11 protein-coding genes are annotated in these 12,065 nt (G+C 70.6%); 6 read left to right on the top strand and 5 right to left on the bottom strand.

Features of this window, described 5'->3' with window-relative positions; genetic code table 11:
- Positions 1 to 191 precede the first annotated feature (191 nt).
- A complete protein-coding gene (locus tag AB0E24_RS16345; RefSeq protein WP_069865806.1) occupies positions 192 to 833 on the top strand; it encodes a superoxide dismutase in 642 nt (213 codons plus the stop codon).
- Positions 834 to 975: 142 nt separating this feature from the next.
- Here AB0E24_RS16345 and AB0E24_RS16340 read toward each other — a convergent pair whose 3' ends face one another.
- The 3 genes from AB0E24_RS16340 to AB0E24_RS16330 are packed head-to-tail and all read right to left on the bottom strand — an operon-like array spanning position 976 to position 4,075.
- The gene (locus AB0E24_RS16340; protein ID WP_359377559.1) at positions 976 to 2,490 is read right to left on the bottom strand and encodes a tripartite tricarboxylate transporter permease; all 1,515 of its coding nucleotides are present in this window, start codon (positions 2,488 to 2,490) and stop codon (positions 976 to 978) included.
- 2 nt (positions 2,491 to 2,492) lie between these two features.
- On the bottom strand, positions 2,493 to 3,065 hold the full coding sequence (locus AB0E24_RS16335) for a tripartite tricarboxylate transporter TctB family protein (protein WP_359377556.1): 573 nt from the start codon (positions 3,063 to 3,065) through the stop codon (positions 2,493 to 2,495).
- Complete coding sequence (locus tag AB0E24_RS16330) at positions 3,062 to 4,075, bottom strand: Bug family tripartite tricarboxylate transporter substrate binding protein (RefSeq protein WP_093702086.1); 1,014 nt, start codon at positions 4,073 to 4,075, stop codon at positions 3,062 to 3,064. The genes AB0E24_RS16335 and AB0E24_RS16330 overlap by 4 nt, the downstream gene beginning before the upstream one ends.
- Before the next feature lie 112 nt (positions 4,076 to 4,187).
- Between AB0E24_RS16330 and AB0E24_RS16325 the strand changes: the two genes are divergently transcribed.
- Positions 4,188 to 5,270 carry a DUF5937 family protein gene (locus AB0E24_RS16325; RefSeq protein ID WP_069866277.1) on the top strand — a complete coding sequence of 361 codons (1,083 nt, stop codon included), beginning with the start codon at positions 4,188 to 4,190 and terminating at the stop codon, positions 5,268 to 5,270.
- Between the two features lie 190 nt (positions 5,271 to 5,460).
- Positions 5,461 to 6,294 carry an alpha/beta hydrolase family protein gene (locus AB0E24_RS16320; protein ID WP_069865814.1) on the top strand — a complete coding sequence of 278 codons (834 nt, stop codon included), beginning with the start codon at positions 5,461 to 5,463 and terminating at the stop codon, positions 6,292 to 6,294.
- A gap of 107 nt (positions 6,295 to 6,401) precedes the next feature.
- On the opposite strand, the gene AB0E24_RS16315 is transcribed toward AB0E24_RS16320, so the two are convergent.
- Complete coding sequence (locus tag AB0E24_RS16315) at positions 6,402 to 7,886, bottom strand: amino acid permease (protein WP_147965902.1); 1,485 nt, start codon at positions 7,884 to 7,886, stop codon at positions 6,402 to 6,404.
- A gap of 182 nt (positions 7,887 to 8,068) precedes the next feature.
- Between AB0E24_RS16315 and AB0E24_RS16310 the strand changes: the two genes are divergently transcribed.
- A complete protein-coding gene (locus AB0E24_RS16310; RefSeq protein ID WP_069865818.1) occupies positions 8,069 to 8,557 on the top strand; it encodes a ribose-5-phosphate isomerase in 489 nt (162 codons plus the stop codon).
- Positions 8,557 to 9,372: an Fpg/Nei family DNA glycosylase gene (locus AB0E24_RS16305; protein ID WP_069865820.1), complete on the top strand. Its 816-nt coding sequence runs from the start codon at positions 8,557 to 8,559 to the stop codon at positions 9,370 to 9,372. Before AB0E24_RS16310 ends, AB0E24_RS16305 begins: the two co-directional genes overlap by 1 nt.
- 31 nt (positions 9,373 to 9,403) lie before the next feature.
- Here AB0E24_RS16305 and AB0E24_RS16300 read toward each other — a convergent pair whose 3' ends face one another.
- Positions 9,404 to 10,636 carry a GNAT family N-acetyltransferase gene (locus tag AB0E24_RS16300; RefSeq protein WP_232639588.1) on the bottom strand — a complete coding sequence of 411 codons (1,233 nt, stop codon included), beginning with the start codon at positions 10,634 to 10,636 and terminating at the stop codon, positions 9,404 to 9,406.
- Between the two features lie 128 nt (positions 10,637 to 10,764).
- Here AB0E24_RS16300 and AB0E24_RS16295 point away from each other — a divergent pair, with 128 nt between their 5' ends.
- Positions 10,765 to 11,907 carry a PP2C family protein-serine/threonine phosphatase gene (locus AB0E24_RS16295; RefSeq protein ID WP_069865824.1) on the top strand — a complete coding sequence of 381 codons (1,143 nt, stop codon included), beginning with the start codon at positions 10,765 to 10,767 and terminating at the stop codon, positions 11,905 to 11,907.
- Positions 11,908 to 12,065 lie beyond the last annotated feature (158 nt).

Raw genomic sequence — 12,065 nt, 5'->3', positions numbered from 1 at the left:
CCCTCCGAGCGACCTTTGATCATAGGTCCGCCGCTCAGCCCGTGCATGGCTCAGATCAGGCCACTCCCCGTTCCCGGTTCCCGATCCCCGTCGCCCGGCTCTCGGCCGGAGTACGTCCGGTGGCGCAAAACGCTCTTGCTGCTAGCGTGTACTTGCAAGTTAATTGCAATAAGCGGTCCGAAGGGCTTCGCATGGCCATCTACACACTTCCTGAACTTCCGTACGACTACTCGGCGCTGGCCCCGGTCATCAGCCCCGAGATCATCGAGCTGCACCACGACAAGCACCACGCCGCCTACGTCAAGGGCGCGAACGACACGATGGAGCAGCTCGCGGAGGCACGGGACAAGGATCAGTGGGGCTCGATCAACGGGCTCGAGAAGAACCTGGCCTTCCATCTGTCCGGCCACATCCTGCACAGCATCTACTGGCACAACATGACCGGCGACGGCGGCGGCGAGCCGCTGGAGAAGGACGGGGTCGGAGAGCTGGCCGGCGCCATCGCCGAGGACTTCGGCTCCTTCGCGGGCCTCAAGGCCCAGCTGTCCAAGGCCGCCGCCACCACCCAGGGTTCGGGCTGGGGCGTGCTGGCGTACGAGCCGGTCAGCGCGCGGCTGGTGGTGGAGCAGGTCTACGACCACCAGGGGAACGTGGGCCAGGGCTCGGTGCCGATCCTGGTCTTCGACGCCTGGGAGCACGCCTTCTATTTGCAGTACAAGAACCAGAAGGTGGACTTCATCGAGGCCATGTGGAAGGTCGTCAACTGGCAGGATGTGGCCCGCCGCTACACGGCCGCCAAGGAGCGCGCCCACAACCTGCTGCTGGCCCCGTAACCCGTAACCCGTAACTCCGTAACCCGGAGCGCCCACCAGGCCACCTGCTTGCGTGATCGTCTTCTCACCGAACACACGGGCAGGCGGAAAAGGGGCCCCCGCGCGGTCGACTCGCGCGGGGGCCCTGCGTTTCGTTCGGCGGTCAGCCCGCCGTCTCCGGTTCGCGGTCCCGCGTTCGGCGTAGCGCCCGTGCTGCCATCGGGCCGACCAGGGCGATCAGCGACAGGCACAGGATCGACGCGGAGAGCGGGCGGCTGAAGAAGATCGTCCAGTCGCCCTCGCTGAAGGCCATCGCGCGGCGGAACTGGGTTTCCGCCATCGGGCCCAGTACGGCGCCCAGGATCAGTGGGGCGACGGGATAGCCGGTGCGGCGCATGCCGAAGCCCAGGAGGCCGAAGAGGACCGCGATGCCGAGGTCGACCGCGTTCTGGGACAGTGCGTACACCCCGAGGGCGGCGAAGACCAGGATGCCCGCGGTGAGCAGGGGGCGCGGCAGCCGGAGGAGTTTCACCCACAGCGGGATCAGCGGCAGGTTGAGTACGAGCAGCATCACATTGCCGATGTAGAGGCTGGCGATCAGCGTCCAGACCAGCGCCGACTGGGTCTCGAACAGCTGCGGGCCGGGCTGCACGTTGTACATCTGGAACGCGATCAGCAGCACCCCGGCCGTCGCCGAGGTGGGGATGCCCAGTGTGAGCAGCGGCATCAGCACTCCCGAGAACGCGGCGTTGTTGGCCGCCTCGGGGCCGGCCACGCCCTCGATGGCGCCCTTGCCGAACTGCTTCTTGTGCCGGGAGAGCCGCTTCTCCACGTTGTAGCTGAGGAACGTGGGGATCTCCGCGCCGCCCGCCGGCAGGGCGCCGATCGGCAGGCCGATCGCCGTACCCCGCAGCCACGGCTTCCAGGACCGCCGCCAGTCCTCGGGGCTCATTCCGATCCTGCCGCCCACCGGGAGCATCTGCTCCTCGGGCGCCCGCCGCATCCGGGCCGCGGTGTAGAGCGCCTCCCCGATCGCGAAGAGGCCGACGGCGACGGCCACGATCTGGATCCCGTCGTACAGCTCCGGCACCCCGAAGGTGTAGCGCGCCTGGCCGGTGAGGCTGTCGATGCCGACGAGCCCGATGGCCAGGCCCAGGAAGAGGCTGCACAGCCCGCGCGCCGGGGCGTCGGCCACGACCGCGGTGACGGTGGCGAAGGCGAGCACCATCACCGCGAAGTACTCCGCGGGCTGGATCTTCTCGGCGATCTGCGCCATGGCCGGGCCCGCGAAGGTGATCCCGACGGTGGAGATCGTGCCCGCCACGAACGAGCCGATGGCGGCCGTGGCGAGCGCGGCCCCGGCGCGTCCGGACCGGGCCATCGGATGGCCCTCCAGGGTCGTGGGGACCGACGCCGTCTCCCCGGGCACGTTCAGCAGGATGGCCGTGGTGGAGCCGCCGTACATCCCGCCGTAGTAGATGCCCGCGAAGAGCACCAGCGCGCCGGTGGGGTCGAAGACGAAGGTGAGCGGGAGCAGCAGCGCCACCGTGGTGGCGGGGCCCAGTCCGGGCAACACGCCGACCAGCGAGCCGAGGGTGCAGCCCGCGAAGGCCAGCAGCAGATGCAGAGGGCTGAACGCGCTGCCGAAACCGCCCATGAGGTCGTTGAGGACATCCATGGTCAGAACGCCAATCGGACGATGCCGGGCGGCAGATGGATGCCCAGCAGACGGTCGAAGAGGAAGTACACGGCCAGGGCGAGCACCAGGCCGATCAGGGCGTCACGGACGATCCGGCGGCTGCCGAGCACCCGCGCGACCAGTGCGAAGAGCACGGTGGTCGACTGCCAGTAGCCGCACGGGGCCAGCGCGAAGAGGTAGCAGACCAGCAGTGCGAGCAGGGCCGCCACCGGGCGCCACTCGGTCAGCCGGGCCTCCTCGCGCACCTGCTCGGCCAGCGCCGGGTCGCTGCCGCGGAACGCCTGGACGACGGCGACCGAGGCCGCGGCGCACAGCCCCACGCCGACCAGCAGGGGGAACGCCCGCGGGCCCACGTCCTGGTCGATGGCCCCCTCCGGAATGGCGAAGGCCCAGCCCAGCACGGCGACGCCCGCCGCGAGGAAGAGCAGTGCGGCTATCCGGGGGCTCCAGGGGCGCCCGTCGGGCGGGGCCGTGCTGTCCGTGGCAGCGTTGGCCGGGTTCGCCGTGGTATCTCGTGCGCTCACCGCGCTCACCGCCTCGTCCCGCGCGCTCATGAGCCGAGCCCCACGGACGTCAGCGCCCGGCCGACCTGGCGCTGCTGCTTGTCGATCAGGGCGCCGTACTTCTTCCCCGGCACCCACACCGCCTTCCAGTCGTTCTGTCGCAACGCCCGCTTCCAGCACGAAGTCCGGCGCATCCGGTCCACCACCCTCACGATCGCCCGCTGTTCGTCGTCGCTCAGACCAGGCGGGGCCATCACCCCGCCGACGCTGACCACGCTCTCGTCCCCGTAGCCGAGTTCGGCGAGGGTGGGAGCGTCGATGCCCTCGGGCGCCTTGTCGCCGCTGACCGCGAGGACCCGCAGCTTTCCGGCCTCGATCTGCGGACGGAGCTCCGTCAGCGTGGACAGCCCGACCTTCGAGGCCCCGCTCAGCAGCAGGTTGAGCACCTCACCGCCGCCACCGGTGGGCACATAGGTGACCTTGCGCGCGGAGACGCCCTCCGCCTTGGCGAGGGAAGCCACCATGATGTGGTCCGGGCCGCCCAGCGAACCGCCCACCCAGGACGTCTTCTTGGGGTCCTTCCGCATCGCGGCCAGCACCGAGCGGAGGTCGCGGAAGGGGGAACGCGCGGGCACCACGATCGCGGAGGTGCTCACCGTGAGCCCGGCCACGGGGGTGAGCTCGGACAGCTCCACGGGGGAGTGGTTCTGGATGGCGCCGCCGATCATGGTCACCGTGTCCATGGTCATCAGCTGGTACGGATCGCCTCCCCGCCCCGCCATCCGGGCCAGCCCGATGGTGCCGCCCGCGCCCGGGGCGTTGGTGACCGTGACGTCCTCGTCGATGATCTCGCAGCTGGTGAGTGCGGAACCGATTCCGCGCGCCCGCGAATCCCAGCCGCCGCCGACGCTCCCGGGCGCGAGGATCGACAGACCTCGGGAGGGGTAGTCGGCGACGGCGCCCGAGTCGTCCATCGAACCGATGGCGCACGCACTGCTCACCGTGGCCACGAGGGCGGCCACCACTGCCAGACGGGGGCCGTTCCTGAGGAGAGGGGGCATGGGAACGCTCCAGGCGAGGGAGGGGAAGGCGAAGTGGGCTGGAGCTTGCGCCTCGTCCGACGGCCCCCACAAGACGATTGACTCGAAGCCATCAATGGCCGACGCTGCCCGGATGCCCGTCGTGATCGAACTGGGGTCCGCCCCGGAGCACCACATCAGCACCCGGCTGTCCCCCCTCGCCGAGCTGTGCGCCTGTCTGCACGCGCTGGACGGGCCACGCCACCATCCGGCCAGCAGGCGCTGGGTGGGTGCGGTCCTGCACGGCGCGGACGAGCGGCTGCTGGAGCGGGCCGTCGAGTGGGCACCGCTGTGGGGCGCCTTCCGCGCCCGCTATCTGCTGCCCCTCGCCCCGGGCCCGGAGCGCGAGCTGGAGGAGGAGCTGGCGGAGGTCGCGCGGCTGGACGAGGAGACGTTCAGGACGATGACCGAGCAGGCGCTCGTCGGCAAGAACGGCCATGGTCCTGGCTCCGGACCGCGGCACGGCGGCCGCTCGCCGGAGCGCTTCCTGGCCCGGCTGCGACAGCTCTCCGAGCGCCGGTTCTCCCTGGGGCTGCGGCTGCTGGCCGATCCGGCCGGCTTCCGCGACGGCCTCATCGCCTTCCTGTCCGCCGTGGCCGAGGAGGTCTTCGAGGCGGAGTGGACGCGGCTGCGCGCCACCCTGGAGGCCGACGCCCGGGTCCGCTCCCATGAACACTCCCGCTACGGGGCGACGGTGCTGGCCGGGTTCCCCACCGCCCGGATGGAGCAGGACCCGCCGCGCGTGGTCTTCGACAAGCTCTACAACGCGCGGGCCAGCCTCGCCGACAGCCCCTGTCTGCTGGTGCCCTCGCTGCACATCAACCCGCATCTCGCGATCAAGCACTACCCCGGCTACCCGGTCGTGGTGCAGTACCCGGTGCGCGACGGGGCGGGCGCGGAGCCGACCGCCCTGGACGTGGTGATGCGCGGGCTGCGGGCGCTGGACGAGCCGCTGCGCATCCGGATGTGCCGGGCGCTGCTGCGGCAGTCGATGACGACGACGGAGCTGGCCACCCAGTTCGAGATGACGCCCCCGCAGATGTCACGGCATCTGCGCAAGCTGAGGGAGGCCGGAATGGTGCACACCCATCGGGAGGGGGCCCGGGTGCACTATCAGCTGGACGAGGCGGCGGTGCGCAACCTGGGCGTCGATCTGCTCTCCGCGCTGCACCGCTGATGCCGTCCGAGCGGCTCATGCCGTCGTACGTACGGCCCGCTCATACGGCCTGCTCGTATCGCCCGCTCGCGCCGCCGCTCGTACCGCCGAAGGGGTCGAAGGTATTGACGCTCAGGCGGCAATCATCTTGAGCGGTGTGCGGGCCGTTGCCGATCGTGGCGGCACCCGCGACGGCAGAAGGAAGCGATACGTGACCACCCCCCGCGTCAAGACCACCAAGGCGTTCTACCGCACCGGCTCCACCACCTGGTTCGCCTCACGGCACGACCAGCGGTTCTCGTACTGCCTGCACATCCCGTCCGTGCACGAGACCACCGACACCCCGCTGCCCCTGATGGTGATCCAGCACGGCACCGGGCGCACCGCGGCCCAGTACCGGGACGCGATGGCCGAGTTCTCCGAGCGGCACGGCTGTGTGGTGCTCACCCCGATGTTCCCTGCGGGCATCGGGGACCCGGATGACCTGCACAACTTCAAGTTCATCGAGTACGGCGGCATCCGCTACGACGAGGAGCTGCTCGCGATCGTGGCCGAGGCGGGGGAGCGGTTCCACATCGACACCGAGCGCTTTCTGCTCCAGGGCTTCTCGGGCGGCGGGCAGTTCGCGCACCGCTTCCTGTATCTGCACCCCGAACGGCTCAGCGGGGTGTCCATCGGCGCGCCGGGCCGGGTCACGCTGATCGACCCCGACCGCGAGTGGTGGCTGGGCACGAAGGGGTTCGAGGAGCGCTTCGGGGCCCCGGTGCGGCTGGCGGAGATCCGCAAGGTGCCGGTGCACATGGTGGTCGGATCGGAGGACACCGAGACCTGGGAGATCAACAACCCCGGTGACTCCAACTGGATGGACGGCGCCGACGCCGTCGGCCGCACCCGCGTGGAGCGCATCACCGCGCTCCGGGACAACTACACCGAGCTGGGCATCGAGGTCACCCTCGACATCGTGCCCGGCGTCGGGCACCGGGGCATGGGGGTACTGGACGCGGTCCGGCGCTTCGCGGAGCGGATCCTTCCGCGCGTCGCCTGAGCCGCGGCGCAGGGCCCCTGGGCGTACCCCTGAACACTGCTGTGCCCCTGGGCGGCGGTCTACGGGCCGCCGCCCAGGGGCACGGGGAATCAGCAGAGCGCGCGCTCCTACCGGGCCGCCGTCTCCTCGGCGGAGGCGTCGGTGGCGTCGTCGGCGGACGTGGCCGCGGCGGGCCGGGGGCCGCCGGTGATCCGGTCCCGGACCAGGGCGAGGGCCACCACGAGCACGGCCACCAGCGCGGAGAGGATCACCTGCTCGCGCCCGTCCTTGTCGGTGAGCATATAGACCAGGACGAACGAGATCATCGCGATCGTCGCCCAGGTCAGATACGGGAAGAGCCACATCCGGACGATCAGCTTCTCGGGGTTCTCGCGCAGGATCATCCCGCGCATCCGCAGCTGGCTGAAGCAGATCACCAGCCATACGAAGAGCGCGACCGCACCCGAGGAGTTCAGCAGGAAGGTGAAGACCGTGTCCGGCCACTGGTAGTTGAACCAGACCGCGACGAAGCCGAAGACGACCGAGCCGAGGATGGCGGCCTGCGGGACGCCGCGGCTGTTGGTGCGGGCGAAGGCGGCCGGGGCGTCACCGCGCTGGCCGAGCGAGAAGGCCATACGGGAGGCGGTGTAGAGGCCGGAGTTCAGACACGAGAGCACCGCGGTCAGCACGATCACGTTCATGATGTCGCCGGCGTGCGGAATGCCGATCGAGTCGAGCGCCGCGACATAGCTGCCCTTGTCGGCGATCGCCTTGGCGTCCCAGGGCAGCAGGGTGATCACGACGAAGATCGAGCCCAGGTAGAAGACCGCGATACGCCAGATCACGCTGTTGGTGGCCTTGGTGACGGCCCGCTGCGGGTTCGCGGACTCACCGGCCGCGAGGGTGACGATCTCGCTGCCCATGAAGGAGAAGACCACCAGCAGTATGCCGGTGAGGATGGCGCCCGGCCCGTGCGGCAGGAAGCCGCCGCTGTCGGTGAGGTGGCCCAGACCCGCGCCCTCGTTGTCCGAATGCGGCAGCAGCCCGAAGACCGCGAGCCCGCCGATCACGATGAACGCGCCGATCGCCACGACCTTGATCCCGGCGAACCAGAACTCGAACTCACCGTAGGAGCCGACCGAGACCAGGTTGGTCGCGGTGAGCACCACCATCACGATCAGCGCCCAGCCCCACTGCGGGACGGCCGGCCACCAGCCCTCCAGGATCTTGGCGCCGGCGGTGGCCTCGACCGCCAGCACCACGACCCAGAAGAACCAGTACAGCCAGCCGATGGAGAAACCGGCCCAGCGGCCGAGCGCCCGGTCGGCGTAGGCCGAGAAGGAGCCGGACGTGGGATTGGCGGCGGACATTTCGCCGAGCATCCGCATGACGAAGACGACCATGAGGCCGACCAGCGCATACGAGATGAGAATGCCGGGCCCGGCCTTCGCGATACCCGCGCTGGAGCCGACGAAGAGACCGGCGCCGATCACCCCGCCGATCGCGATCATCGAGAGATGGCGGTTCTTGAGCCCCGCCTTGAGGCCGTCGGGAGAACCCGGGTCGCCGGGTGGCTGCTGCCGCTCCGGCTTGGTCGCAGATTGTGCGCTCATATGCTCGATTCCTTTGCTCTCGGGTTACGAGCGACGCCAGTGAATCTCAGGAGGTCCGCCAGCTGAACCTTTGATTCCAGATCGTTACTTGAGGTTTTCATGAGGTTCTTTGGCATTTCAGAGATTTATGCGAACGCCTACCCGAGGCGGCGGCGATCACACGGCCATGACAGACTCGGCACATGCGCGTGTACCTCGGTTCCGACCATGCCGGTTTCGAATTCAAGAACCACCTTGTGGAGTGGCTCAACGCGGCCGGCCATGAGCCCGTCGACTGCGGCCCGCACATCTACGACCCGCAGGACGACTACCCGCCGTTCTGCCTGCGTGCCGCGGAGCGGACCGCCGCCGACCCGGAGAGTCTCGGCATCGTCATCGGCGGTTCCGGCAATGGTGAGCAGATCGCGGCGAACAAGGTCAAGGGAGTGCGCGCGGCGCTGGCCTGGAGCGAGGAGACCGCGTCCCTCGGCCGTGAGCACAACAACGCCAATGTGATCAGCGTGGGCGCCCGGATGCACACCCAGGACGAGGCGACCAGGTTCGTCGAGGTCTTCCTGAACACCCCGTACTCGGGCGAGGAGCGGCACACCCGCCGTATCGAGATGCTCACCGGCTACGAGACCACCGGCGAGCTGCCGCCCATCCCGGCCCACCACCCGCAAGGCGACTGATGCCCGAAGGGCACACCATCCACCGGCTGGCCGCCGACCACGTCGAGACCTTCGGCGGCCGGCCCGTCCGGGCCACCAGCCCCCAGGGGAAGTTCGCCGACGGCGCCGGGCTGATCGACGGTCAGCCGCTGCGCCACGCCGAGGCGCACGGCAAGCACCTCTTCCTGGACTTCGCGGCCACCGGGTGGGTCCATGTCCACCTGGGGCTCTTCGGTACGTACGCCTTCGGCCCGGCCCCCGCCCCGCCGCCCACCGACACCGTCCGGCTGCGGCTGGCGAACCCCGAGGGGTACGCGGATCTGCGCGGCCCGACCGCCTGTGCGCTGATCACCGATGGCGAGAAGCAGGCGATCCACGACCGGCTGGGCCCCGATCCGCTGCGCCCGGCGGACGACGGGGAGCGGGCCTGGGCCAGGATCTCCCGCAGCCGCGTCAGCGTGGCCGCGCTGCTCATGGACCAGAAGGTGATCGCGGGTGTGGGGAACGTCTACCGCGCCGAGGTGCTCTTCCGGCACGGCATCGACCCCTACCGGCCCGGCCGTGCGCTGACCCGCGCCGAATGGGACGCGATATGGGCCGATCTGGTGGTGCTGATGCGCGAGGGGGTGCGGAACAACCGGATCGACACCGTCCGCCCCGAGCACACCCCCGAGGCGATGGGCCGCCCGCCGCGCGTGGACGACCACGGCGGTGAGGTCTATGTCTACCGGCGCGCCGGACAGCCCTGCCATGTCTGCGGTGGCGAGATCCGCACCGCCGATCTCGCCGCCCGCAATCTCTTCTGGTGCCCCGACTGCCAGAGCCCCTTGTCCTGACCCTTGCCCGGCTGTCGCGGACCCCGAGGTCTCAGAAGCCGTGCGGCAGCCATGGGGCGACCGGGGACGCGAAGGCGGCCGCGGCCTCCGTAAGGGCGCCCTGACGGGCCTCCTGGACGCGTCCCGCACCCGCCAGCGCGGTCAGCGAGACCCCGCCGAGATACGCCGCTCCCAGCTCCCGCACCCCCAGCCGGAGATCGGGGGCGTCGCTCGTGCGCTCGCAGGAGGCGCCCTTGGCGTCGCCGCTCAGCCGCCAGCGCCCCTCGTTCCAGGGGCAGAAGGGGTCCGTGACCTCCAGGACGGCATCCACCGGGGCCGTGTACGCCCGCGCCTCGAGCGCGGCGCCCACGTCCACCAGACGGACGTACAGCGAATCGCGCGTCCTCATGGCGCACCGCCGGATGTCCGAGACCAGATGCTGCCAGGGATCGTCGACCGGGCGGGGGCCGGTCCGCAGCACCGAGGTCAGGTCGAGGTCGAAGAGGAAGCGCCACAGCGCCGCGTAGGACGCCGGGTCGAGGGCCTCCAGATCGCGCAGGAGGACCGTGCCCTTCGCCCCGGTCAGATCCCAGTCGGGCTTGACCGCGAACCGCGCGTAGCCGCTGACCTCGCCGCCCGACTCGGCCAGCACACAGCGCAGCGGGGACGCCCCCTCGCGCTCGCCCTGCGGGTCCAGCACCGGCAGCCGCTCCCAGCCGGGGAGCCGCTCCAGCATGGCCGGCCGCGCGGTCACCCGTCTGGCGTAGACGGCCTCGCACGCCTCGACGGCGGACTCCGGGGGCACGGCGCGCAGCCTCACGTCGTCGGTGCCCTCGGGGACGGCCAGCCGCACCCGGGCGGTGTCGATCTCGGCGTAGGCGTTCTGGGTGGCCGCGCCGTAGCCGAACCGTCCGTAGATGTCCGGTTCCGAAGCGGTCAGAACGGCCAGCGGCTCATCACCGGCGGCACGGATGTCGTCCAACTGCCGCCGCATCATGGCCCGGAGCACCCCGCGCCGCCGGTGCGTGGCCTGCACGCTCACCATCGTGACACCGGCCGCGGGGACGATCCCGCCGCCCGGGACCGACAGCCGGAAGCTGAACAGCCCCGCCGTGCCGACGATGTCGGCGCCGTCCCACGCGCCGATGGAGCGCTCGCATTCGGTCAACTCCCGCCAGAGCGCGGATTCCTCCGGCGCTTCGGGAACTCCCCCGAACGCGAGTACCAGTTTTCCGTACCAATCATCCCAAATCGATGGGTCGAGCACGCGCAGCTCAGTCCTCATATTCCCATCCCTAGCAGCCGTTTCCCGTACACGCGAACGAATTTCGCTTACGATTGCCCCCCTGGCTGGGTGGTTCAACGCGCCACGAATCGACGCGCGTCCGAACGGGTGGGTAGGGTCCCGATGCAATGATTGGCGGCGTGGACACTCCGTGGGCCCGGATGCGCAGAGCTCTGCACCGGGCTCGCACAGGCGTGCGCAAAGCCGGAGTCGACTACTTCCGGGGTGAGGGGTCCGACCGGCTCGCCCTGACCGCGCTGCTCCTCGGCGTCCCCGCCATCGCCGGTGGCACCATCGCCCAGCCCGACTGGTGCTCCCCGTCCGCCCTCGTCCTGCCCATCGTCGCGGGCGGGCTGCTGCTGCGCCCGGCCAGTCTGCTCGCCCTGTACGCGGCGGCCGCCACGGCCCTGATCGTGGAGTCCGCCGTGCTCGGCCCGTACACCGAGGAGGACGCCTCCTCCCGGGTCACTCCCGGCACCATCCTGGTCGTCGCCGCCGTCGGCTTCTTCGGTCTGTTGATCGCCCAGTTCCGCAGCCGCGTCGGGGTGCCCTGGCGGCGCGGCGGCACCATGCTCTTCGACCTGCGCGAGCGCATCCGCGTCCAGAGCAAGCTGCCCGGTCTGCCGCGCGGCTGGCACCGCGAGATGGCGCTGCGCCCGGCCGGGGGACAGTCGTTCTCCGGTGACTTCGTCGTCGCCGCCCGCACCGGCGGCGGCCGCACCCTCGAGGTCGTCCTCACCGACGTCTCGGGCAAGGGCATGGACGCCGCCTCGCGCGCCCTGCTGCTCTCCGGCGCCTTCGGCGGCCTCCTGGGCTCCCTGCCCCCGCACGGCTTCCTCCCGGCCGCCAACGGCTATCTGCTGCGCCAGGACTGGGATGAAGGGTTCGCGACCTCCATTCATCTCGTCCTCGATCTCGACAGCGGCGACTTCGAGCTCTTCTCCGCCGGACATCTGCCCGCGCTCCAGCTGAGCGCGGGCACCGGCAAGTGGGAGGAGAAGACCGCCGATGGCCCGCTGCTGGGCGTCTACGACGGCGCCCAGTTCGACCCCACCAAGGGCACCCTCCGCCCCGGCGACGTCCTGATGCTCTTCACCGACGGCCTCGTCGAGACCGCCGACCGGGACATCAGCGAAGGCATCGACCGCCTTACCGGCGAGGCGGACCGCTATGTCGGCTCCGGCTTCCAGGGCGCGGCCTGGCACCTGATCGAGACGGTCGCGAAGGACGTCAACGACGACCGGGCCCTGCTGCTGATCTGCCGCCAATAGCGAGCGCCCGCTGCTGATCCGCCGATGGCAGCCGCGCTTCCCGGTCCCGCCAGGCCGCCCTGTGGCGCCCAGGGCGGGCCCGGCGGGGGATGGCCCCACCCCGGATACGCCGGTGGCCGTCATGGCCGCCGAGGGGCCGTGATCCCTACGTTCGAGGG

Origin of the sequence: Streptomyces malaysiensis subsp. malaysiensis, from assembly GCF_040653035.1 — a bacterium.
In the GTDB taxonomy this organism is placed as follows: domain Bacteria; phylum Actinomycetota; class Actinomycetes; order Streptomycetales; family Streptomycetaceae; genus Streptomyces; species Streptomyces malaysiensis.
Note: the sequence above shows the minus strand (reverse complement) of the source record. Positions and strands in the feature narration are given on the sequence as shown.